Here is a 22,274-nt window from a genome sequence, read left to right on the forward strand (position 1 = left end):
GGCAGCACCTTGTGCTGGTTGTCCGATTCTGGCATTCTGTTCTGTTCGGCTCCGACCGAGCCACCCGAATCGGGTGACACACCATCGAGCTGCCCGCCGGGGTTGGCGAGGGGTGGACATCGAGCGGGGCCCAGCCTGTCCGATGGCCATACCATCCCCGCGGGCAGATTCGCATTTCCCCTTCCGACCAGGCGAAACGGCGCCGCTGTGGGCGAATTCGACGCCATCGGGTAGCGTTTCGCTCGACTTTCAACAGTGATACCCGTGCGGGGTTGGAGGACGTGCCGCGGTTCGTGGTCTAGGGGGTTACGCATGCGTACAGATCCCGGAACCGATACTGCGACGGTGCCGCGCCTGACCGAAGTGGTATCCCGGCGGCTCGCGGCGGATCCCGCGGTCACCCCCGATGTCGCGCATACCGTGCTCCGCGCCCTCGGTGGCGGCGAGTCCGATGATCTGACAACCGAATTCGACGGCGCGGGCATATTCCTGCGTGCGATCCGGGTGCGCGGCTTCCGCGGTATCGGACCCGAGGCGACACTGCAGCTGCCTCCCGGTCCCGGTCTCACATTGGTGGTGGGCCGCAACGGAAGTGGTAAGTCGAGCTTCGCCGAGGCCGCCGAACTGGTGCTGACCGGTAGTAATCGTCGCTGGGACGGTCGGGCGGCGGCGTGGCGCGAGGGTTGGCGGAATCTGCACGATGGCGGTTCGGCGCGCATCGAACTCGAATTGCTCACCGCCGGAGCAGATCCCGAGCTGACCATAGCCAAAGAGTGGTCACCGCAGGCCGATCTGGGCCAGGCGCACTGGACCGAACAGCGATCCGGCTCCGCACCAACGGATTTCGACGGGAACCGCTGGGCCGGTCTGCTGGAGTTGTATCGGCCCTTCCTGTCCTACAGCGAACTCGGCGCACTCGTCGACGGCAAACCGAGCGATCTGTTCGACGCACTGCACCGGCTGCTCGGACTCGATGAATTGACCGTGGCGCAGGAGCGGATTCGCACTCGCCGACTGGAACTCGAACGCGCCGCGCGTGATTCGCGTCAGGAACGCATCGAGCTGGTGACCGCACTCGGTGCGGTGGCCGACGACCGCGCGGTGCGCATGGCGGCGCTACTGCGCCCGGACCGCCCGGATCTCACCGCCATCGGTCGCGAAATACTCGGCACGGCAGAGAATCCGGTCGGCCCGGACGGGCTGCGGGCAATCGTGCGACTGGTCCTGCCATCGGGTGCCGAGGTGGAAGCCATCGCCGCGCGCCTCGAAGAGTGCCGCGCGGTGCTCGCCCGCGATTCGACCGCGGATGCCGAGGCTGATCTGCGCGTATTGGATTTGCTGCGGCGGGCACGCGATCATGTCGGTGCCAGCGGCGAATGCCCATGCCCGGTCTGTGGGCGCGGGGAATTGGACGCGGCATGGTCGCGCGGTGCGGACGCCTCGATCGCCGAGCTGACCTCCCGAGTCGACGCGCTCGCGACCGCGCGGGCGGCGCTGCGGGAGGCCGTGCGCGACGCCCGCGCGCTGCCGGAACATATCCCCCCGGAACTCGATTTCGATCCGCGCAATCCGCCCACGGTCGACACCACCGCGGTGCGTCGTGCCTGGACGGACTGGGCCGCGCTGACCGGTGCCGACTACACGCCTGACCTGCCCGATCGCCTGCGCGGTGCGCACACACGCCTGGTCGACGAACTCGAGCTGCTACAGCAGGGCACCCGCAAGGAACTGAACCGCCTCGACGAGGTGTGGTCGCCGCTGGTGCCGCGCATCAGCGGCTGGCTGGAGGGGGCGCGCGCGGTCGTCGCGAACGGCAGCGAACTGCGCACCCTCAAGCGCGCCGAGGATTGGCTCAAATCCGCGACGGCCGGATTGCGCGGGGAGCGGATGGCGCCGCTGGAGACCACCGCGCGCTGGGTCTGGCGCACACTGCGTCAGCAGAGCAATGTCGAACTCGGTGCGATTCGATTGCAGGGCAACGCCGGAACCGCGCGTCGGGTACTGCTCGATGTCACCGTCGACGAGGTGGACGGCGCCGCGCTCGGCGTGATGAGTCAGGGGGAGCTGCACGCCCTCGGACTTTCGCTGTTCCTGCCGCGAGCGACGGTGGAGGACAGTCCTTTTCGCTTCGTCATGATCGATGACCCGGTGCAGGCCATGGATCCGGCGAAGGTGGACGGCCTGGCCAGGGTGCTCGAGGTGATGGCGTGGACGCGCCAGGTGATCGTCTTCACCCATGACGAGCGACTGGCCGAGGCGGTGCGGCGCATGCAGCTGGACGCCAGCGTGCTGGAGGTGCAGCGCCGCGAGCGCTCGGTAGTGGAAGTGCGCGTATCCAGCGACCCCATCCGCCGCTACCTCGACGACGCCCGCTCGCTCGTCCGCACCCCCCAACTCCCTCCGGCGATCGCCGACGAACTGGTGGCCACCTGCTGCCGCTCCGCGGTGGAAGCGGCCAGCCTGGCCAGAGCCCGACGCAATCTGCTCGCCGACGGCATGGACCACCGCGACGTCGAACGTCATATCGAGGCCGCGCAAACCACCCGCGCAATGGTCGCGCTCGCGGTGATGGGTATCGACGGCCGAGTAGACGACCTCAACAAACACCTTGCCCGCGAAGGCAAATGGGTCGTCGACGCCCTACGCGACGCCACCGCGGGCGCCCACGTCCCCATCGGCCGCAGCATGCGCGACCTCATCGCGGACACCGAGAAGTTCGTCGGCTGGCTACGACGATGAACGAGTACTGCGCATCGAGAGCTCGGGGTTGGCGGTGACCGCGACACCTGGTGATGCGGGTCCGTCGGGCGACGGTCGGGCCCGAGATGGTGATCAACAAGATGGCGTGGAATCGCGAAGCGTTGGCGATCCCACGCGCGTTGGGGCCCGACCGGATGACACCGGTCGCCGAGGATTTGGCGATCAGCGCGACGGCCAGGATCCGCGAGACGTTCGGGACGAATCTGGTGGGCGGAGCGGTACGGCTCGGCAGGGTCGTACGTCTCGGCGGGGTGAGGGGGCTCGGCAGCACAAGGCGGGGAAGGCGGGACGGCGGGGTGGCGCGAGTAAGCAGGGGGCCGTGCGGAAACCGCATCCGCCGCGGCCGACCGTTGCTGAGCGGTTCGATGCGGTGGATCGGCTGCTCGACGGGTCGGTGACCGATGCGGACGGGTTGTGGTCGCGGGCGACGGTGTGGATTCTGCGGCTCGCGCTCGAACAGGCCGTCGACGAGTTGTGGTTGAAGGTGGCACCGGAATTGGCGCGCTGCCCGATGCGCGCACAATTGCTCGCCCTGCGCGTATTCGCGGGCGACGCCACCGCCGCGCAGGTCGCAACGGTATGGGCAGCCCTGTCCCGCGCCGCCCACCACCACGATTACGAACTCGCCCCGAGTGTCACCGAACTACGCCGCTGGCGCGAGCAGACCGCCGCGATCGCCGCCTCCCTGGCCACAGCCGCCACCCGTTGACCACGCGCTGCCACCCACAGGGACGGAGTGCATCAGCCTCGCGATCGGAGCGAATCGGTCCGGCGGCAGGGTCGTTCGACAAGAGTATGGGTTCGGCGGCCGAATGATATGGCCGTATCGACGCGGGGATCAGAACATGCCGAACAGCCCGAGGATGCTGGTCAGCAGCGAAATGCTGTCCGAGGCAATGGCGGAACCGGTACCCAAGATGTTCAACACATTCAGCAGTCCCACGGCGGGCTCCTTGATCGGTGTCGACACTTCCGCATATCCACACCGTGATTCGTCGCCCCAGCGCCCCCGGATCGCCGATACCAGCCGACCTTTACCCGACACTCCGCCCGACACGCCAAACCCTCGCCAATCTCCGAAACCATTCATCCCCCAGCACGAGTATCAAGATCAGGTGGAATCTGTGCAGGCATCGCCCGATAGCCCCCGCCACCAGTGCCACCTGATCTTGATCGAGGCCGACCCAGCGGCCCCGGTGCTGGTAGTGGTCTGTGCGATGAGGAAGATTCGGGGTCATGGACGAGTCGCAGCTGTGCCCGTGTAAGCGTGGGGAGTCGTTCGGCGTCTGTTGTGGACCGGTGCTGGCGGGGGAGCGGTCCGCGGCGACGGCCGAGGCGCTGATGCGTTCGCGCTACACCGCATTCGCGGTCGGCGATACCGAATATCTGCTGCGGTCCTGGCATCCACGCACTCGACCGAAGACGCTGGACCTGGATCCCGCACAGCGCTGGCTGTTTCTGGAGATCGTGCGCACCGAGCGCGGCGGACCATTCGACGACACCGGCGTCGTGGAATTCATCGCCCACTACAAGGCCGATCGACGCGGATCTCTGCACGAGGTCAGCACTTTCACCCGGGTGGACGGCGCCTGGGTCTACCTCGACGGCGTCATCGAGCCGTGACGGGTAGCGTGCCACCCATGCCACGTGTCGCGATCGAATACTGCACGCAATGTCGCTGGTTGCTGCGCGCGAGCTGGATGGCACAGGAATTGCTGAGCACCTTCGCCACCGAACTCGGTGAGGTGGCGCTGATCCCCGGCTCGGGCGGCGTCTTCCGCATCACCATCGACGGCGATCAGATCTGGGAGCGCAAGGCGGACGGCGGATTCCCGGATATCGCGATACTCAAGCAGCGGGTGCGCGATCGTGTCGCACCGGACCGTGACCTCGGCCACGTCGACAAGCGCGACTGACCCGACCGAGCGTGACGTCGGCCACGCCGGATTCAGGAACAGCAGCCGCCACCGCAGCACCCACCACCGGCGGGCCGCGGCGCGGGCGCAGGTGCCGCGGCACCCCTGCTGACCGTGGCGAATGTGGTCAGCAGCTTGACCGTGTCATCGTGACCGTTCGGGCAGGCCGCCGGATTCGACGCCTGCGCCATCGGACGGTTCACCTCGAAAGTGTCGCCGCAGCTGCGGCACCGGAAGCTATAACTCGGCATCGGCCCAGCGTAGCGCCAGGGGTGAGAGGTGCGTCCCACCTATCCCACTGTCCAACTGGACGTACTCTCGAATAAGAGATCGCTAGGTGCTTGGACCCGGCCGGAGCAAACTCGCGGCGCACTGTCCGGGTCGTAGGCAGGAGGTGCGGAATATGACCACGCAGTTCGATATCGAACCTGGCTCCGAGGTCGGCGACACCGAGCCGGTCGCGCAAACGACCTGGGGCCGCGTGAGTGGACGCTGGGACGGACCGGTCGCGGTATGGCGCAGCATTCCGTACGCATCCGCGCCGTCCGGCCCGAACCGGTTCCGGCCGCCGCTGCCGCCGCAGCCGTGGGACGGAATCCGCGAGTGCACCACCTTCGGCGAGATCGCCCCGCAGACCATGGGCAATATGGTCCCGGTCGACTCCGACCTGCGGATGGGCGAGGACTGCCTGTGGCTGAATGTGTGGTCGCCGCACAGCTCCGCCGATACCGGTGCGCCGCGGCCGGTCCTGGTGTGGTTGCACGGCGGCGCCTACTGCCTCGGCACCGCGGCCCAGGCGATCTACGACGGTCGCAAGCTGGCCGAAGCCGGTGACGTGGTCGTGGTGACGGTCAATTATCGCCTCGGCGCACTCGGCTTCCTCGACTTGTCCTCGCTCTCCGACGATTTCACGCCGAATCTCGGTTTGCACGACCAGATCGCCGCACTCGAGTGGGTCCGCGACAATATCGCCGCATTCGGCGGCGATCCCGGCAATGTGACGCTGTTCGGTGAATCGTCCGGCGCCGGATGCGTGACCGCGCTACTGACCGCACCGCGCGCCGCTGGCCTTTTCCACCAGGCGATCGCGCAAAGCCCGCCCGCGACAACGGTTTTCGGTCAGGCGCGGGCCGCAGCTGTGGCCCAACGCTTCCTGGAACTGATCGAGCTACCGTATTCCCGCGCAAGCGAATTGCTGGAATGCCCGATCGAACGGATCGTGACCGCCGCGGGCATACTGCTGGACGAGATTCCGCTGAAGGAGCCTGGTCGACTCGCCGCGGCGCCCGTCGTCGACGGCGATCTGGTTCCGAACTATCCCATCGACAGCTTCCAACAGGGCCGTTCGCATCGCGTGCCGCTGATCATCGGCTCCAATAAAGACGAGGCCTCGCTGTTCCGCGTCCTCCGCTCGCCGATCATGCCGGTGACCCCCGATGCGGTGAATGCCATGCTGCGCGATGTGGCCGCCAACCATCCGGATATGTCGCCGGAGCGGATCGCCGAAATCACCTCGGCCTATCCGGATCTGGCGAAAACCCGTGGCGCACTTGCCATGTCCACCGACGCGGCCTTCCGCATGCCCGCCCACTGGGTCGCCGACGGCCATGCCGAGCACTCACCGACCTGGATGTACCGTTTCGACCACGCCACCCCCATGCTGAAGGCGGCCCGCGTCGGCGCCGGTCACGCCACCGAATTACCCTATATCTTCGGCAATTTCGGCACCCTGAACCACGACCCCACCTTCTGGCTCGGCGGGCGCAAGGTAGCCATGGAAGTATCCGGTCGCATGCAACGGCGCTGGCTCGCCTTCGCCACCCACGGCGTCCCAGCTGCCATCGACGGCTCCAAACACTGGCCGCCGTACCGCCCCGGCACCCGAACCACCCTCCTCATCGACAATATCGACCGCGTAATCGACGACCCGGACCGCGACCTGCACACCGCATGGGGCGAACAAGCCGTCGGCTTCAGCTGAGGCCTCGATTACACGTCCGTCGAGAAGCGGATGCCGCCGTCCGGAATCTCGACGCCGGGCCAGACGCGGGCCCCGCGTAGTAGTTCGCAGCGGGCGCCGACGTTCGCGCCGTCGCCGATGACGGCGTCGCGGACCAGGGCGCGCGGGCCGATGCGGGCGCCGAAGCCGATGATGGAGCGTTCCACGGTCGCGCCCGCCTCGATGCGGGCACCGTCGAAGAGCACCGCGCCGTCGAGGCGAGCGCCCGCGCCTACCTCGGCGCCGCGACCGACGACGGTGCCACCGATGAGCAGGGCGCCGGGGGCGACGCCCGCGCCCTCGTGAACCAGGGATTCACCGCGCTGACCGGGCAGGGCAGGGGAGGGTGCGATGCCGCGGACCAGGTCGGCCGAACCGCGCACGAAATCCTCGGGAGTGCCCATATCGCGCCAGTAGGAGGAATCGACGTGGCCCTGCACCCGGGCGCCTTCGGCGAGCAGCGCGGGGAACACCTCACGCTCCACCGACACCGGCCGCCCGGCCGGGATCTTCTCGATGTATTCGCGCCGGAAGACATAACACCCGGCATTGATCTGATCGGTCGGCGGATCCTGCGTCTTCTCCAGGAATGCGGTGACCCGCCCCTGCTCATCGGTCGGCACACAGCCGAATGCGCGCGGGTCGCTCACCCGAACCAGATGCAGTGTCACATCCGCATTCGTGGACTCGTGGGTATCCAGGATCGCACCGAGATCGGTGCCGCCGAGCACATCGCCGTTGAACACCATGATGTTGTCGGCGCGCAGCTTGGGCAGCACATTGCGGATGCCGCCGCCGGTGCCGAGCGGTTCGGTCTCGGTGACGTATTCGAGTTCCAGGCCGAGGTCGGCGCCGTCACCGAAGTGTTCCTCGAAGACCTCCGCCTTGAACGAGGTGCCGAGCACGACATGGCTGATTCCGGCGTCCGCGATGCGGGCGAGCAGGTGGGTCAGGAACGGCAGTCCGGCCGTCGGCAGCATCGGCTTGGGCGCCGACAGGGTGAGCGGACGTAACCGCGTGCCCTGGCCGCCGACCAGAATCACGGCGTCGGTGCCTGCATTTCCTGCCATCATGCTCCCTGTTCACAGTGGATCGTGCTCGGTGGTGCGCCCGGTTCGGTACTGATTCCGGACACCGCCCAGTTCCGCGTCGACACCAGTCTCAGTATCCAGCGACACGGGTTCGGCACCGTTGTGTGCCGAACTCGTGACGTCAGCTCTGGGCTTCCCGCGCCTGTTGACGCAGCGCAGATCGAACCGCAATCCGGGAACGGATCGCAAGTCCGGCTCGCAACGCCAACCGCAACGGCGCCTGCCACCAGTGTGGATGCCGATCGGCCTGGAATCGGTACGCGCTCGCGTGGTGCGCGGGGAGCATCACCTCGGGATGGCGTCCGGCGGCGTGCCCCTTGGCATGGGTGACCTCGGCGTCGGGCACGAAGACGTTGTGCCAACCGGCCTTGCCCATCCGGTCGCCGAAGTCCACATCCTCCATGTACATGAAGTAGCGCGAGTCGAAGCCGTCGATCGAATCGAAGGCCGCGCGCCGCACCAGCAGGCACGAACCGGAGAGCCAGCCGACGGCCCGCTCGGAGATCTGCTCGTTGTCCTGGCGATAGCGCAGGGTCCACGGATTCGACGGCCACACCGTGCCGAGGATGGCGTGTCCGGCGCCGTCGAGCAGTCCGGGCACCGAGCGTGCGGACGGGTAGACGCTGCCGTCGGGCTCGCGCACCATCGGTCCGAGCGCGCCCGCCCGCGGCCAGCGTTTGGCGGCGGCGAGCAGTTTGTCGATGGAATCGGTGCCCCAGCGGATATCCGGGTTGGCGATGATGATGAATTCGACGCTCGGATCGATCTCCGCGACCGCCCGGTTGATCGCGCCGCCGTAACCGATATTTCCGCCGGTGCGCAGCAGCCGCACGTGTGCGTTGGCCTCCGCGGCCAGCTCCGGCGCACCGTCCACCGAGCCGTTGTCGGCCAGGATCACCTGCGGTTTTTCGCTGGTGGCCGCGGCCAGGGTGGTGATGAAATGCTCGAGGTGCTCGCCGGGTGAATAAGTCACCGTGACGACGACAAGGCCGCCTTGGGCCGATCCGGAATCACTCACGACTGCGCCTCGCTGACACTCGGCTCGGTCGTGCGCGATTGCACGCTGTGTTGATGGTTCGCTCGCTGTCGCTCCCTCACGGCCATGCAGCCTACTGTGACAACCCCGACAGCGCGTCCCCGAGTGCGACCTTCCACTGCCGCAATGGCCTCAGTCCGGCGTCGGCCCAGGACCGGTTGGACAAAACCGAATATGCCGGGCGCCGTGCGGGTCTCGGAAATGCGGTCGAGTCACACGGATGCACCCGAGTCGGATCCGCGCCGACTTCGGCGAATATCGCCCGCGCGAATTCGAACCAGCTGACCTGGCCGGCGTTGGTGGCGTGCAGCACTCGCGGCGCATCCGGTCGACGGGCCAATTCCAGGAGTCCGGCGGCCAGATCGGCGGCGTAGGTCGGGGAGCCGAGCTGGTCGTCGACCACATCGATGGTGTCGCGTTCGCGTTCCAGCCGCAGCATGGTCGCGACGAAATCGCTTCCGCGCCCGGTGTATACCCACGCCGTGCGCACCACATGAGCGTGCGGCGCGGTGTTCAGCACGGCCTGTTCGCCTGCCAATTTCGATCGGCCGTAGACGGTGGCGGGCTCGGTCGGGTCGTCGGTGTCATACGGCTTGTCATGGGTACCCGCGAACACATAGTCGGTCGAAATATGGATCAATCGGGCGTCCACCTGCGCACAGGCGGCGGCGAGTACGGCCGGTCCGGTCGCATTGACCGCGAAGGCCGCCTCGGGATCGGATTCGGCCTGGTCGACGGCGGTGTAGGCGGCGCAGTTCAGCACGACATCACCGGGTTCGAGTACGGCGCTTACGGCGGCCGCGTCGGTGATGTCCAATTCGTCGCGACCGAAGGCGTGGGCGTCGGGTGCGCGGCGCAACAGTTCGCGTGCCAACTGCCCACCGGCTCCGGTCACGACGAGGCGCGCGGCTACGGTCGATGAGGGCGATATCGCGGTCACGGGCACGAGTCTGGCACGCCGTGGCACCTGCGGTTGTGGTTCGCCGCGGTAGCCGTCGGTTAGCCTCGGGGCAAGCAAGACGGGGGCTACCGGAGGCGGGGCGGTCGAGTCAGCGACGCGTCGGCTTCGACGAACCGGCGCTGCGCAGTCGGTACATCAGCTGGGAGCGCGCGGGCAAGCGCAGCAGGATGCTCGGTTTTTGGCGAGAGGATGCAGTGGTGCCGCAGAAGATGAGGGCGACAGCGTCGTCGCGATTATCCGAAGCCGGAAGCGGCTTGGGTCCGTTGCGCGCGTTCGTCGCGGTCGGGGCGGTGCTGGTCCTGCTCATCACCGGATTCGCCTGGCACAGTGTGGACTCGCTGATCTCCAATATCGAACGCATCGGCGGTCTCGGCCTCGGCGGTGGCAGCGACGGCGCCGTCGACATCCTGCTGGTCGGTGTGGACAGCCGCACCGACGCGCACGGCAATCCGCTCAGCGGCAATGAGCGCGCCATGCTGCACGCGGGCGATGAGGTCGGCACCAATACCGACACCATCGTGCTGGTCCGTGTCCCGAACGACGGCCGCTCCGCCACCGCCATCTCCATTCCGCGCGACTCCTACGTCGACATTCCTGGCATGGGCAAGGGCAAGATCAACTCGGCCTATGGCTCGACCAAGGAGGCCCAGCGCCTGAAGCTGATCAACCACGGCGTTTCGGAGGCCGACGCGGAGAAGCAGTCCACCCAGGCGGGCCGGCAGGCGCTGATCAAGACCGTGGCCAATCTCACCGGCATTACCGTCGACCACTACGCCGAGGTCAGTCTGCTCGGCTTCGTGCTGCTGACCGAGGCGGTCGGCGGGGTCGACGTATGCCTGAACAATCCGGTGGACGAATGGATGTCCGGCGCGGACTTCCGGGCGGGGCGTCAGAAGCTCGACGGCCCACAGGCTTTGAGCTTCGTGCGCCAACGCCACGATCTGCCGCGCGGTGATCTGGACCGGATCGTGCGCCAGCAGGTCTTCATGGCGCAACTGGTCGGCCAGGTGCTCAGCGCCAAGACGCTGAGCAATCCGGGCAAGTTGCAGAATCTCAGCGATGCGGTCGGGCGCACCGTGGTGCTGGACGACGACTGGGATGTGCTGGCGTTTCTGCAACAGCTGAAGGATCTTTCGGGCGGTCAGGTCAGTTTCGAGACGATTCCGGTCGCCGATCTCAACGACACGACCAGCGACGGTGAGTCGGTGGTGCGGATTGATCCGAAGGCGGTCAAGTCGTATGTGGCTGCGCTGGTCGATGGCAAGTCCGAGGATCACGCCGAGCCGAAGATCGATCCGACATCGGTGAGCGTCAGTGTGTTCAATGCGAGCGGGATCGGCGGGCTGGCCGGGCAGGTGGCACAGGCGTTGACGGCCAAGGGATTCCAGGAGGGATTGGTCGGCAACTACACCGGGCCCAGCGTCATCAGCAGTCGAGTCCTCGCGATGGATACCTCGAATCCCAAGGCCAAGGCGGTCGCGCAGGCGCTCGGCGGGCTGACGGTCGTCGCGGACAGCACGTTGTCCCCGGATTCGGTCAGCGTCGTGCTGGCAAGCGACTATTCTGGTCCGGGCTCGACCGCGGGCAGCATGTTCGACTTCTCCGGAACGTCGAGCACCGCGACGCCCGTACCACCGGCTCCACCGATCGACGCAGGCCAGAACGGACCGAAATGCGTGAATTGACCATGCGTGAATTGACCGATGCGTGACCACGACCACGTGCTGACACTCACCGAGGCGGTGCTGGATCCGATCCTGGAGCGCGATCCGGCAGGTCCGCGCGTCACCTACTACGACGATGCCACCGGCGCTCGTATCGAACTCTCCGGGCTGACCCTGGCGAACTGGGCGGCCAAGACCGGCAACCTGATCCGTGACGAATTCGGCTTGAGCCCGGGTGCGCGCGTCGCGGTGCTGCTGCCCGCGCACTGGCAGACCGCCGCGGTGCTGCTCGGCTGCTGGTGGGCCGGGACCGAGGTGGTGCTCCGGCCCGATCCGGATGCCGATCTGGCGCTGGCGACTGCCGAACGGTTGGACGAGACCGACGGTATCGCGGAGGTCGCCGCCCTGTCGTTGGATGCCTTCGGCATGCCGGTGCGCGATCTGCCGATCGGCATCACCGATTTCGCCACCTCCGTGCGGGTGCACGGAGACCAGTTCATGCCGCGCGGCGCCGGGGTGGCGCTGGACGGTATGCCGGTTTCCGATGTGCTCGCCGAGGCCAGGAAATCCGCTGTGCTACAAGGGTTTTCCGAAGGCGACCGGGTGCTGTCGAGCACGTCCTGGGATACTCCGGCCGAACTGATCGACGGGTTCGTCGCGGTGCTCGTCGCGGGTGCCTCGCTGGTACAGGTGGCCAATCCGGATCCGGCGTTGCGCGATCGGCGCATCGAATCCGAGCGGGTCACCGCGCAGCGCGGCTGAGCTCCTACCCTGGTATAGGTCGGCGTCCGACCTTGGGACGTTCCACTCTGGCCGGGGAGTACGTACGGTGGAATTGTCGCGCAACGATGGGGTTGGTGAAGTGATGAAGCCGCAGTATTGGTTCCGGTGGTTGTCGGTACAGGGGGCGCCCCGGCTGGCGCTGCGCACCCAGGCGCGGCGCGGTGATCCATTCGCCCAGCTGATGGGCGGACCGGACGGTCTGGCCGATCCCTATCCACTGATCGAGCGGCTGCGCGGGCAGGGGCGGGTGCAGCGCACCTCGATCGCGTGGGCGAGCTTCGACTACGAACTGTGCCGGGCCGTTCTGCGGGACAACCGATTCGGTGTGCGCACCACGGATACCTTCAATATTCCGAAGCCACTGCAGTTGCTCGCCCAGCGACTTCCCTTGCCGCCCAATCCGGTTGAGCCGCCGTCCATGCTGGTCATCAACCCGCCGGAGCACACCCGGATGCGCAAGCCGGTCGCCGCGGCCTTCACCCCGCGCGCGATCGGTCGATTGCGCGAACGGGTCGAAACGGTCACCGAGGAACTGCTCGGTGCGCTGCCCGCGGGCGGTTCGGCCGATCTGATCCAGTCGTACGCCGCGCAGGTGCCGATCGCCATCATCTCGGAAATGCTCGGCTTCCCGGAAAGGGACCGAAAGTTATTCCTGGACTGGGGCGATCGAATGACACCCCTGCTCGATATCGGGATTTCCTGGCGGGCATTCCGGCGAGCGCTCGGTTCGATGGAGGTGATGAACGATTACCTCGACGGCCATATCGCCCGACTGCGCCGCGAACCGGGTGATGACATTCTCAGCAGTCTGGTCACCGCGGGTGAACTCGACGATTTCGCCTTGAAGGCGAGCGCGAGTCTGTTGATGGGCGCGGGCTTCGAGACAACGGTCAACCTGATCGGCAACGGTGTCGTCCAATTGGTCACCCATCCCGAACAATTGGATCGATTGCGCGCCGAACCCGATCTCTGGCCGAATGCGGTCGAAGAGGTGCTGCGCATCGACGCACCGGTGCAGACGACGGCGCGAATCGCATCGACCGACTTGGAACTCGACGGTGTGCCGCTGCACAAGGGCAATACCGTGGTGCTGTCGCTGGCAGGCGCGAACCGCGACCCCGCGGTCTTCGCCGATCCCGATGTCTTCGATGTCGGACGCCCGAATGCCAAGGAGCACTTGACATTCAGCAGTGGCATCCACGCCTGCCTCGGTGCCAGTCTGGCCCGCATGGAGGCGACCTATGCGCTGCAATCCTTGTTCGAGCGGTTCCCGGACCTGCAACTCGATGGAACACCACAGCGTCGAAAGCTGTTCACGCTGCATGGATATGAGCGGATGCCGGTTCGGCTCGGTCGCCGGGCCAGCACCCCGGCTCCCGAGCCGACGACGGTCTGAGGGCTCTGCGCAGTCGGCATTGCCGCGCGACACGGCTGCGGCCGGGCAGCATCAGATGCCGTGCCGCCGGTCGCCCATCACCTCCTCGCACAGCCGCGCTTCGGTCGCGGCTGAGAAGGATGCGCGGAGACCGGCGACAGCTTTCGCGGTCTCCTCGGCGACCAAGTCGGCGTTGATCTGGGCCGCGGCGGCTGCGCCCGCTGCTGCGGCCGCGCCGACCTGGGCCGTCAGGTCGGTGACATTGCCCGCGGCCCAGATGCCGGCCACATCGGTTCGACCAGTGGCATCGGTGGGGATGTAATCGCCGACGCCAGCCGGGTGTTCGGTGGGTTGCAGGCCGAGTGCTTCGAGGAAGTTCGCTCGGGCGACCATCCGGGAGCCGACCACCGCGACCTCGCGGGGGACTACCGTGCCGTCGCTCAACCGCACTCCCGCGAGTCGTTCGTCGACGATCTCCAGCGCGGTGACTTCGCCATACACCACGGGAATACCGCGGGCGTTCAACTCCTCGGACTGTTCGGCTGTCAGTGGCATGGTGTGTGAGAAGTAGGTGACATCGGCGCTCAGCTGACGGAACAGCAGCGCTTGGTGCACGCCCATCGGGCCGGTACCGAGCACACCGATAGCCTGGTCGCGTACCTCCCAGCCGTGGCAGTAGGGGCAGTGGATGACATCGCGGCCCCAATGTTCCCGCAGTCCCTCGATATCGGGCAGCTCATCGACCAGGCCGGTGGTCACCAAGAGCCGACGCGCCCGCACGGACCTGTCACCGAGGCACACCGCGAACCCTTCGGCATCCCGCGCGACCGTGATGACCTGGCCGTTCACCACATGTCCGCCATAGCCGCGGACCTCGGCCCGACCGAGTTCGAGCAATTCGCCCGGCGGCGTCCCGTCCCTGGCGAGTAGTCCGTGCACTCCCTCGGCGGGGGCATTGCGCGGCTGGCCCGCATCGATGACGACCACCGACCGGCGCATCCTGGCCAGCATCAGCGCGCCGCTCAATCCGGCTGCGCCACCGCCGATCACCACCACGTCATAGCCGTCTTCCAGCTGATCGGTCACGGCTCCGCCTCGACCGTCGGTGCTGTGCTGATGGGTTCTTTCGCTTCGCTCGGTCACATGACCACCTCCTCTGGACGACCATGCAGGCCGGTCGGCGATAATGGCAAACAAACTTGCCGATATGGCAAACTGAGGGCATGGACAACGACCTCGGCCGAGCTCTCGACGCGGTCGGACCTCGGTTACGCGCATTGCGCCGCCAGCGCGACACCACACTGGGCGACCTCTCGAGGGAGACCGGCATCTCGGTGAGCACCCTGTCGCGCCTGGAATCCGGTGACCGCCGTCCGACCCTCGAACTGCTATTGCCGCTGGCCAAGGCACACGGCGTCACCCTCGACGAACTCGTCGACGCCCCACCCACCGGCGACCCGCGCATCCACCTGCGCCCGACCACCCGCCACGGCATGACCTACCTGCCCCTGACCCGCCGAGCGGGCGGCATCCAGGCCTACAAACTGGTCATCCCGCCGAACATCCGCCGCGAGCCCGACCCACGAACCCACGAGGGCTACGAATGGCTCTACGTCCTCAACGGCCGCCTCCGCCTGATCCTCGGCGAACACGACGTAATTCTCACCCCCGGCGAAGCCGCCGAATTCGACACCCGCGTCCCGCACTGGTTCGGCACCGCCGACCCCGAACCCGTCGAATTCCTGAGCCTTTTCGGCAAACAAGGCGAACGCGCGCACCTCCGCACCGCCCCCAAGCCCTAAGCCTTCGCCGATGTCGAGTACATGACCGATTCGGCGTGGGGGAGCGTCGTGGACGCCGCACGTGCGGCACTTGCGCCATGACGATGAACGGCAGGGAAATCGATAGTTAGTGATCTTCGAACGCGACGTCACGGACGCCATCCGCGGTGTTGCGCCCGAGGCGGACATCGATCTGGAATGGGGATATCCGGATCTGGACTGAACGCACCAACGCACCTACCTGCGCGACCCTCTTATTCCGGGCGGGGTTTCCAGATGTAGCGGGTTTTGGGGCGGCCTGCTCGTCCGTAGTCGGATTTGCGGTCGACCAGGCCGTCTTCGGCCAGCTTTTCCAAGTAGCGCCATGCGGTGATGCGCGAGACGCCGACGGTGCTGGCTGTGTCTGCGGCGGTGAGGCCGCCGGGGGCGTCGCGGACGGTGCGGGAGATTTCGTCCAAGGTTTGGGGGGCAACGCCTTTGGGGGCGGTGGCGCGTTGGTCGGAGGTGCGCAAGGCGCTGAGGGCGCGGTCGATGTCCTGTTGGGAGATGGCGGTTTCGCCCGCGGGTAGGGCGGTGCGGAATTCGCGGTAGCGTTCGAGTTTGTCGCGGAATGCCGCGAAGGTGAACGGTTTCAGGAGGTAGAGCACCACGCCGTAGGAGACGGCGGTGCGCACCATGGCCAGGTCGCGCGCGGAGGTGATGGCGATGACGTCGGGGCGGGGTGCGAGGCCGGTCAGGGCGGCTGCCACATCCAGGCCGCTGGCGTCGGGAAGTCCGATATCCATGAGCACCAGGTCGATCGGCGCATTCTCGGCTGCGGCATCGGCCGCGGCGCGCATGGCCTCGCGACCGGTGTGCGCGACCGAGACCGCGCTGAAGCCCGGAATCCGTTCGACATAGGCGCGGTGCGCCTCGGCGATCAATGGCTCGTCCTCGACGATCAACACTCGGATCATCGTGCATCCTTTCGTGGGATCGTCACGGTCACGGCACTTTCCGGATCACGTTCGGTGCCGATCACGCCGCCGTGCCGGTCGACGAGCCGATGGACCAGTGCCAGCCCGAGGCCCTGATGATCGGCCTTGGTGGAATAGCCGCGTTCGGCGGCGCGGGCGAAGCTTTCGGCAGACATGCCGGGTCCGCTGTCCGCGACACGCACATACAGTGCCGAATCCCCGTTCGCCCCTTGCGCCGAACCCAACGCCGCCGACTGCGGTGCTACCGGCGGATCCGCCGAATCCTGTTGACTTACAGTCACTTCCACCCAACCGACCGCACCGTCGGCAGCCGCGTCGATGGCATTGTCGATCAGATTGCCGACCAGCGTCACCGTCTCCTGCGCGGACAGCGGAGCGGTCGAGTCGAGCGCCGTATCCTCGGTGATCGTCAGCTCGATGCCGCGCTCGGCGGCCTGGTTCACCTTGCCGAGCAGCAGTGCCGCAAGCGCCGGATCGCCGACCGAGGCGAGCAGTCGATCGATCAGTGCTTGGGACAGTTGGAGTTCCGCGGTCGCGAACTCCACCGCCTCCCGATAGCGCCCCAACTCCACCATGGTGATCACGGTGTGCAGCCGGTTGGCCGATTCGTGCGCCTGGGCGCGCAGCGATTCCGCGAAGCCGCGCACCGAATCGAGTTCGCCCATCACGGTGCGCAATTCGGTGTGGTCGCGAATGGTTATCACGGTGCCGATCGGTCGCCGATCCCAGGTGACGACATCCTGATTGACCAGCAGAATCCGGTCCGTGGTCACATGCATCTCGTCACGAACCACCCCCCAACTCATCCGCTGCATCGAAATCGGCAGATCGGCACGCGAGACCGGGCCGTCGGGCAGATCCAGCAGTCTGCGCGCCTCATCGTTGACGACCTCCGCGCGGTCGGCGTTCGGACCGAACACCACCAGCCCCTCATGGATCGAATGCAGCACCGCATCGTGCTGTTCGTACATCGTGCGCAGCTCATCCGGCGCGAGACCGTGCGTCTGTCGACGAATCCGGCGACTCAACAGGAACGAACCGGCCGCCGCGACCACCAGACCCGCCGCGGCAACGCCGAGGATCAACGGCAACTGCGTACCGACCTGAGCGCCGATCCGGGCCCGGGTGACACCCGCCGAGACCAAGGCGACGATGCGCCCGTCGTCATAGACCGGCGTGACCGCTCGAATGGAGGGGCCGAGCGTTCCGGTGTAGGTCTCGGTGAACGTCTCCCCGGCCAGCGCCCGATCGATATTGCCGCTGAACGGTTGCCCGATGAGTGCTGGTGTGGTGTGGGTGTAGCGGGTTCGATCCGGTGCCATCACCACGATGAAATCCATCCCGGTCGTCTTGCGCGTCCGTTCGGTCACCGGTTGCAGCAGGGCGGTGGGGTCGGGAGTGCGCAGGGCCTCGATGGTGGATGGTGCGTCCGCCACGGCCAACGCGACATCGGTGACCTCGCGCGAGGTGGTGACATCGCTGTCGTGCCTGGCGTCGAGTACGGCTAGAACCGCCCCGATTCCGATGACCAGTCCGAGCACAACGAGCTGGAGCACGAAGGCCTGTCCGGCCAGCGATAGCCGACCGCGTCCCCCGTGTTTCTCTCCGCGCAACACTTACTTTCCCTCGTGCCAATTTGAACGTAATGCACCAAAGCGTGACCGCCATCACCTCTAGCAGCCAACATTGTGCACGTGAGGGCGTGAGCCACCTCACGCCGGTACCACTTGAAGGGGACTTCACCCACCATGACCGATAACAGCGACCGAACAACGGTCAGCGCCGAAACAGCACAGCGGCCGGTGCCACGCGACCGCACCCACTGGCTTTATCTGGCCGTCATCGTCGCCGTCATCGCGGGAATTCTGGTCGGCTGGCAGGCCCCCGAATTCGGTCAGGACGTCGGCCAGCTCGGCACCATGTTCGTCAATCTGATCAAGATGATGATCGCGCCGGTCATCTTCTGCACCATCGTGCTCGGCATCGGTTCGGTGCGCTCGGCCGCCAATGTCGGCAAGGTCGGCGGACTCGCGCTCGGGTACTTCCTGGTCATGTCGACGGTCGCGCTCGGCATCGGCATAGTCGTCGGCAACCTACTGGAGCCGGGCTCCGGCATGAATATCGCCAAGACCGCCAAACAGGGCGCGAAGCTGGCCGATCAGGCGCATGCCGCCGGTGGCACCTGGGAGTTCATCCAGAGCATCATCCCGACCACGCTGCTGTCCTCGTTGACCACCGGCAGCGTGCTGCAGGCGCTGTTCATCGCGCTCCTGGTCGGGTTCGCGCTGCAGGCGATGGGGAAGGCGGGTGAGCCGATCCTGCGCGGTGTCGCATCGGTGCAGAAGCTGGTGTTCCGGATTCTGTCGATGATCCTGTGGCTGGCCCCGATCGGTGCGTTCGGTGCGATCGCGAATGTGGTCGGTAAGACCGGACTCGATGCGGTCAAACAACTCGCACTGCTGATGATCGCGTTCTACCTGACCTGTCTGGTGTTCATCTTCGGTGTGCTCGGCGTGCTGCTGTGGGGTGTATCGCGGGTTTCGGTCTTCAAGCTGGTCCGCTATCTCGCGCGGGAGTACCTGCTGATCCTCGGTACCTCTTCCTCGGAGTCCGCGCTGCCGCGGCTGATCGCCAAAATGCAGCATCTCGGCGTCGAACGGACCACCGTGGGTGTCGTTGTGCCGACCGGATATTCGTTCAACCTGGACGGCACCGCCATCTACCTGACCATGGCCTCGCTGTTCATCGCCGACGCGATGGGCAAACCGCTCGGCATCGGGGAACAGGTCGGCCTGCTGTTGTTCATGATCGTCGCCTCCAAGGGCGCGGCCGGTGTCACCGGCGCGGGTCTGGCCACACTGGCGGGCGGATTGCAGAGCCATCGTCCGGAACTGCTCGACGGCGTCGGCATCATCGTCGGCATCGACCGTTTCATGTCGGAAGCCCGTGCGCTGACCAACTTCTCGGGCAACGCCATCGCCACGGTTCTGATCGGTACCTGGACCAAGACGATCGATGTGGACCGGGTGCATACGGTCCTCGATCGCAAACTGCCCTTCGACGAGCGGACCATGGTCGACGATGACCACGGCTCGCATCCGCAGCAGGACGACACCAAGGATCTGGTTCCGGCCTAGCTGTCCCCGTATAACGAAGGGGCCCGCAGGATCTGCGGGCCCCTTCGTGGTGTCGGTGGAATCAGTCGGCCCACTTCTCCGGATGCAGGTAGTGCTGGGCGATCGCGGTGGCGTGTCCGTGGCCGACGGGGCCGATCGCCGAGACTCATCGGTGCTCAGGCGCTGACGGCCGAGCGGTTCGCGACAGTCCGCTCGCGGATCAGCAGCACACCGGTCACGGCGACCAGTGCGGCGGTCAGTCCGTGGATGCCGAAGGCGGCCGCGGTGGAACCGCCCCAGCTGAGCACGGTGAGCATGTCGCCGATCGGGACCAACGCGATGACCAGGGTGACGATGCCGAGGGCGTAGCGCTGCTCGGTGGCGAGCAGCACCAGGATGAGCAGCCCGGAGACGGTATCGCGGACGCCCTTGAGATTCATGAATGCGACAGCGTCACCCTTCGGCCATTCCGGCAGGCCGAATCCGGTGGCAATGGTTTCCGGAGTGACCAGGTAGCTGATCCCGATGTACAGGATGAAGGCCGCGCCGATGAGGGAGAGGGCGGTGGCGATGCGCGAGATGGTCATGGAATGCTCCTCGAACGGTTGCTCTGAAATCTAGCAGCGCTAGATATACGAGCAACGATAATGGAGCTCCGATAGTTTGTCTAGCGCTGCTAGAATTTCGCCATGACCACGCAGAGCCGCAAAGAACGCGAACGTGCCGAACGACATCAGCGCATCATCGACACCGCACGCGAACTCGCCGAAACCTCGGGCTGGGAGGCCGTGACCATACGCCGCCTGGCCGAACGGATCGAATACAGCCAGCCGGTGCTCTACAGCCATTTCGCGGGTAAGTCGGCCATCGTCTCGGCCGTCGCGGAGCAGGGGTGCGCCGAACTCGCCGCCCGACTGCGGGAAAACCGGGTGGCAACGAAGGATCCGGCCGCGGCCCTCGAGGCTGTCGTGCGCGGCTACCTGGACTTCGCGACCGAGAACCCGGCGCGCTACGACGCGATAACCCTGCTCAATACCGATCTGAAATTCGGCCTGGAGGCGCCGCAGGCGCTGCGCGACGCGTTCGGTGAGATACAGAGCGCATACGCGCCGTTCGCGGGCGAATTCGATCTACAGGCCGTTACCGAGGTGGCCTGGAGCACCATGCACGGTATCGCCACGCTGGATCGCAGCGGGCGCCTGGTCGACGACCTACGCGAAGAGCGCATCCGGGTACTGCTCGGCCAATGGACGCATCGGGGAGCGAATGGGTGATCGATACCTCGCGAGGGTGACGGCAGAGTCCGGCTCGGCCCGGCAGAATCGAGGTATGCCCGATGTCGTCGTGGTCGGTTCCGGTCCCAACGGTCTCGCCGCGGCGGTGATCCTGGCCCGTGCCGGTCTCACCGTCGAGGTGTACGAGGCACAGGCCACCGCGGGCGGCGGAAGCCGCACCGCCGAGCTGACGCTGCCCGGATATCGACACGACGTCTGTGCCGGTGCGCATCCGATGGCCTTGGCGTCGCCGTTCTTTCGCGCCTTCGATCTGGCCGCGCACGGTGTCGAATTGCTCGCGCCCGAGGTGTCCTACGCGCATCCGCTCGACGGTGGCACGGCCGGTGTGGCGTGGCGCGATCTGGACCGCACCGCCGCGGGTCTCGGCCGTGACGGCGCCGCATGGCGTGCGCTCTTCGAACCGATGGTCCGACATTGGCAGCAGGTGGTGAATTTCGCGATGTCGGATCTGCGTCGCCCGCCGGCCGACCCGCTGACCGGACTGCGCTTCGGACTGCGCGTACTCGAGCAGGGATCGCCCCTGTGGAACCTGCGATTTCGCGAGCAGGCGGCACCGGCACTGCTGACCGGCGTTGCCACCCATGCGATCACGCCGCCGCGCGCCATCCCCGCGGCCGGGGCGGGCATGCTGCTCGCGACACTCGCGCACGCCGGGGGCTGGGTGCTGCCACGCGGCGGGAGCCAGGCCATTCCGGATGCGCTGATAGCCGAACTCGAACGGCTCGGCGGCAAGCTCGTCACCGGGCACCGCGTCGACTCGCTCGACGAATTCGGTGGCGCGCGTGCGATCGTGCTGGATACCGCGCCCGCCGAACTGTTGCGGATTGCGGGGAACCGGCTGCCGAATCATTACGCGAACGGGTTGCGCCGCTTCCGTTATGGCGGCGCGGCCTGCAAGGTCGACTTCGCGCTGTCCGGTCCGGTGCCGTGGCAGGCGCCGGGCTGCGAACTCGCCGGGACGCTGCATCTGGTCGGCACTCGCGCCGAGGCCATGGCCGTCGAAAAGACCATCGCCGCAGGACAACACGCCGATCGTCCGTATGTGCTCGCCATTCAGCCGGGCGTGGTCGACCCGACGCGGGCGCCGGCGGGCGGCCACACGCTCTACACCTACGCGCACGTGCCGAACGGTTCCACCCGCGATATCAGCGCCGCCGTCATCGCCCAGGTGGAACGCTTCGCCCCGGGCTTCACCGACCTGATCCTGGCCAAGAATGTCGTCACCGGCGCCGAAATGCCCACGCACAATGCCAACTACATCGGCGGCGATATCTCCGCGGGCGCGATGACCCTGCGCCAGTTCGTCTTCCGCCCGGTCGCACGCTGGAATCCGTACGCCACACCGCTACCCGGCGTCTACCTCTGCTCCGCCTCGACCCCACCGGGTCCGGGTGTGCACGGCATGTCCGGTTCGAATGCCGCGCGGCACGTGCTGCGCACGGAGTTCGGCATCCACACAAATCCATTGGATCTGCTGCGCACACCGAATCCCGCTTGAGCATGGTCCTGGCAAGCGTCCC

Annotated in this window: 20 protein-coding genes; 12 read left to right on the forward strand and 8 right to left on the reverse strand. The window is 66.7% G+C overall.

Annotation, left to right across the window (positions count from 1 at the left end; genetic code table 11):
* The first annotated feature begins 312 nt into the window (after positions 1–312).
* The 4 genes from ACQP1T_RS07670 to ACQP1T_RS07685 all read left to right on the forward strand — a co-directional run bounded on the left by ACQP1T_RS07670 (position 313) and on the right by ACQP1T_RS07685 (position 4,676).
* Entirely contained in the window at positions 313–2,739 is a 2,427-nt protein-coding gene (locus tag ACQP1T_RS07670) for an AAA family ATPase (protein WP_433759251.1), read from the forward strand.
* 340 nt (positions 2,740–3,079) lie between these two features.
* Positions 3,080–3,469, forward strand: a complete 390-nt coding sequence (locus ACQP1T_RS07675) for a hypothetical protein (RefSeq protein WP_433759252.1) — start codon at positions 3,080–3,082, stop codon at positions 3,467–3,469.
* 527 nt (positions 3,470–3,996) lie between these two features.
* Complete coding sequence (locus ACQP1T_RS07680) at positions 3,997–4,383, forward strand: YchJ family protein (RefSeq protein ID WP_433759254.1); 387 nt, start codon at positions 3,997–3,999, stop codon at positions 4,381–4,383.
* A 17-nt stretch (positions 4,384–4,400) separates the two neighbouring features.
* Positions 4,401–4,676 (forward strand): SelT/SelW/SelH family protein, encoded by a 276-nt coding sequence (locus ACQP1T_RS07685; protein ID WP_433759256.1) that lies wholly within the window; start codon positions 4,401–4,403, stop codon positions 4,674–4,676.
* Between the two features lie 32 nt (positions 4,677–4,708).
* Here ACQP1T_RS07685 and ACQP1T_RS07690 read toward each other — a convergent pair whose 3' ends face one another.
* Positions 4,709–4,927 (reverse strand): FmdB family zinc ribbon protein, encoded by a 219-nt coding sequence (locus ACQP1T_RS07690; RefSeq protein ID WP_433759258.1) that lies wholly within the window; start codon positions 4,925–4,927, stop codon positions 4,709–4,711.
* 152 nt (positions 4,928–5,079) lie between these two features.
* Between ACQP1T_RS07690 and ACQP1T_RS07695 the strand changes: the two genes are divergently transcribed.
* Positions 5,080–6,657 carry a carboxylesterase/lipase family protein gene (locus ACQP1T_RS07695; RefSeq protein ID WP_433759260.1) on the forward strand — a complete coding sequence of 526 codons (1,578 nt, stop codon included), beginning with the start codon at positions 5,080–5,082 and terminating at the stop codon, positions 6,655–6,657.
* An 8-nt stretch (positions 6,658–6,665) separates the two neighbouring features.
* Here the strand turns inward: ACQP1T_RS07695 and ACQP1T_RS07700 are convergent, their stop codons facing one another.
* The 3 genes from ACQP1T_RS07700 to rfbD form a co-directional block, all read right to left on the reverse strand.
* The gene (locus tag ACQP1T_RS07700) at positions 6,666–7,745 is read right to left on the reverse strand and encodes a sugar phosphate nucleotidyltransferase (RefSeq protein WP_433762055.1); all 1,080 of its coding nucleotides are present in this window, start codon (positions 7,743–7,745) and stop codon (positions 6,666–6,668) included.
* A 142-nt stretch (positions 7,746–7,887) separates the two neighbouring features.
* Positions 7,888–8,784 carry a glycosyltransferase family 2 protein gene (locus ACQP1T_RS07705; RefSeq protein ID WP_433759262.1) on the reverse strand — a complete coding sequence of 299 codons (897 nt, stop codon included), beginning with the start codon at positions 8,782–8,784 and terminating at the stop codon, positions 7,888–7,890.
* A gap of 91 nt (positions 8,785–8,875) precedes the next feature.
* Entirely contained in the window at positions 8,876–9,742 is an 867-nt protein-coding gene (gene rfbD / locus ACQP1T_RS07710) for a dTDP-4-dehydrorhamnose reductase (protein ID WP_433759264.1), read from the reverse strand.
* Between the two features lie 230 nt (positions 9,743–9,972).
* Here rfbD and ACQP1T_RS07715 point away from each other — a divergent pair, with 230 nt between their 5' ends.
* The 3 genes from ACQP1T_RS07715 to ACQP1T_RS07725 all read left to right on the forward strand — a co-directional run bounded on the left by ACQP1T_RS07715 (position 9,973) and on the right by ACQP1T_RS07725 (position 13,606).
* Positions 9,973–11,448: an LCP family protein gene (locus tag ACQP1T_RS07715; RefSeq protein ID WP_433762057.1), complete on the forward strand. Its 1,476-nt coding sequence runs from the start codon at positions 9,973–9,975 to the stop codon at positions 11,446–11,448.
* A gap of 18 nt (positions 11,449–11,466) precedes the next feature.
* On the forward strand, positions 11,467–12,189 hold the full coding sequence (locus ACQP1T_RS07720) for a TIGR03089 family protein (protein WP_433759266.1): 723 nt from the start codon (positions 11,467–11,469) through the stop codon (positions 12,187–12,189).
* A 103-nt stretch (positions 12,190–12,292) separates the two neighbouring features.
* Positions 12,293–13,606, forward strand: a complete 1,314-nt coding sequence (locus ACQP1T_RS07725; RefSeq protein ID WP_433759268.1) for a cytochrome P450 — start codon at positions 12,293–12,295, stop codon at positions 13,604–13,606.
* 51 nt (positions 13,607–13,657) lie between these two features.
* On the opposite strand, the gene ACQP1T_RS07730 is transcribed toward ACQP1T_RS07725, so the two are convergent.
* Positions 13,658–14,671 (reverse strand): NAD(P)/FAD-dependent oxidoreductase, encoded by a 1,014-nt coding sequence (locus ACQP1T_RS07730; RefSeq protein ID WP_433759270.1) that lies wholly within the window; start codon positions 14,669–14,671, stop codon positions 13,658–13,660.
* Positions 14,672–14,808: 137 nt separating this feature from the next.
* Here ACQP1T_RS07730 and ACQP1T_RS07735 point away from each other — a divergent pair, with 137 nt between their 5' ends.
* Positions 14,809–15,387: a helix-turn-helix domain-containing protein gene (locus ACQP1T_RS07735; protein WP_433759271.1), complete on the forward strand. Its 579-nt coding sequence runs from the start codon at positions 14,809–14,811 to the stop codon at positions 15,385–15,387.
* A 233-nt stretch (positions 15,388–15,620) separates the two neighbouring features.
* On the opposite strand, the gene ACQP1T_RS07740 is transcribed toward ACQP1T_RS07735, so the two are convergent.
* On the reverse strand, positions 15,621–16,322 hold the full coding sequence (locus ACQP1T_RS07740) for a response regulator (protein ID WP_433759272.1): 702 nt from the start codon (positions 16,320–16,322) through the stop codon (positions 15,621–15,623).
* Positions 16,319–17,959 (reverse strand): sensor histidine kinase, encoded by a 1,641-nt coding sequence (locus ACQP1T_RS07745; protein WP_433759273.1) that lies wholly within the window; start codon positions 17,957–17,959, stop codon positions 16,319–16,321. Before ACQP1T_RS07745 ends, ACQP1T_RS07740 begins: the two co-directional genes overlap by 4 nt.
* Before the next feature lie 132 nt (positions 17,960–18,091).
* Between ACQP1T_RS07745 and ACQP1T_RS07750 the strand changes: the two genes are divergently transcribed.
* A complete protein-coding gene (locus tag ACQP1T_RS07750; RefSeq protein WP_433759274.1) occupies positions 18,092–19,480 on the forward strand; it encodes a cation:dicarboxylate symporter family transporter in 1,389 nt (462 codons plus the stop codon).
* Positions 19,481–19,635: 155 nt separating this feature from the next.
* On the opposite strand, the gene ACQP1T_RS07755 is transcribed toward ACQP1T_RS07750, so the two are convergent.
* On the reverse strand, positions 19,636–20,046 hold the full coding sequence (locus tag ACQP1T_RS07755) for a DUF4267 domain-containing protein (RefSeq protein ID WP_433759275.1): 411 nt from the start codon (positions 20,044–20,046) through the stop codon (positions 19,636–19,638).
* Positions 20,047–20,148: 102 nt separating this feature from the next.
* On the opposite strand from ACQP1T_RS07755, the gene ACQP1T_RS07760 reads away from it, so the two are divergent.
* Together ACQP1T_RS07760 and ACQP1T_RS07765 are read left to right on the forward strand one after the other, a co-directional pair.
* On the forward strand, positions 20,149–20,733 hold the full coding sequence (locus ACQP1T_RS07760; protein ID WP_433759276.1) for a TetR/AcrR family transcriptional regulator: 585 nt from the start codon (positions 20,149–20,151) through the stop codon (positions 20,731–20,733).
* Positions 20,734–20,788: 55 nt separating this feature from the next.
* Positions 20,789–22,252 (forward strand): phytoene desaturase family protein, encoded by a 1,464-nt coding sequence (locus ACQP1T_RS07765; RefSeq protein ID WP_433759277.1) that lies wholly within the window; start codon positions 20,789–20,791, stop codon positions 22,250–22,252.
* Positions 22,253–22,274 lie beyond the last annotated feature (22 nt).

This window comes from Nocardia sp. CA-135398 (assembly GCF_050955845.1).
Lineage (GTDB): Bacteria > Actinomycetota > Actinomycetes > Mycobacteriales > Mycobacteriaceae > Nocardia.

Bases quoted from the DNA above. Each gene is read 5' to 3' on its own strand.
- ACQP1T_RS07720 (WP_433759266.1), top strand. From the start codon at position 11,467: ATGCGTGACCACGACCACGTGCTGACACTCACCGAGGCGGTGCTGGAT.
- ACQP1T_RS07685 (WP_433759256.1), top strand. From the start codon at position 4,401: ATGCCACGTGTCGCGATCGAATACTGCACGCAATGTCGCTGGTTGCTG.
- ACQP1T_RS07680 (WP_433759254.1), top strand. From the start codon at position 3,997: ATGGACGAGTCGCAGCTGTGCCCGTGTAAGCGTGGGGAGTCGTTCGGC.
- ACQP1T_RS07735 (WP_433759271.1), top strand. From the start codon at position 14,809: ATGGACAACGACCTCGGCCGAGCTCTCGACGCGGTCGGACCTCGGTTA.
- ACQP1T_RS07725 (WP_433759268.1), top strand. From the start codon at position 12,293: ATGAAGCCGCAGTATTGGTTCCGGTGGTTGTCGGTACAGGGGGCGCCC.
- ACQP1T_RS07755 (WP_433759275.1), bottom strand. From the start codon at position 20,046: ATGACCATCTCGCGCATCGCCACCGCCCTCTCCCTCATCGGCGCGGCC.
- ACQP1T_RS07715 (WP_433762057.1), top strand. From the start codon at position 9,973: ATGAGGGCGACAGCGTCGTCGCGATTATCCGAAGCCGGAAGCGGCTTG.
- ACQP1T_RS07695 (WP_433759260.1), top strand. From the start codon at position 5,080: ATGACCACGCAGTTCGATATCGAACCTGGCTCCGAGGTCGGCGACACC.
- ACQP1T_RS07700 (WP_433762055.1), bottom strand. From the start codon at position 7,745: ATGGCAGGAAATGCAGGCACCGACGCCGTGATTCTGGTCGGCGGCCAG.
- ACQP1T_RS07765 (WP_433759277.1), top strand. From the start codon at position 20,789: ATGCCCGATGTCGTCGTGGTCGGTTCCGGTCCCAACGGTCTCGCCGCG.
- ACQP1T_RS07670 (WP_433759251.1), top strand. From the start codon at position 313: ATGCGTACAGATCCCGGAACCGATACTGCGACGGTGCCGCGCCTGACC.
- ACQP1T_RS07690 (WP_433759258.1), bottom strand. From the start codon at position 4,927: ATGCCGAGTTATAGCTTCCGGTGCCGCAGCTGCGGCGACACTTTCGAG.
- ACQP1T_RS07750 (WP_433759274.1), top strand. From the start codon at position 18,092: ATGACCGATAACAGCGACCGAACAACGGTCAGCGCCGAAACAGCACAG.
- ACQP1T_RS07760 (WP_433759276.1), top strand. From the start codon at position 20,149: ATGACCACGCAGAGCCGCAAAGAACGCGAACGTGCCGAACGACATCAG.
- ACQP1T_RS07740 (WP_433759272.1), bottom strand. From the start codon at position 16,322: ATGATCCGAGTGTTGATCGTCGAGGACGAGCCATTGATCGCCGAGGCG.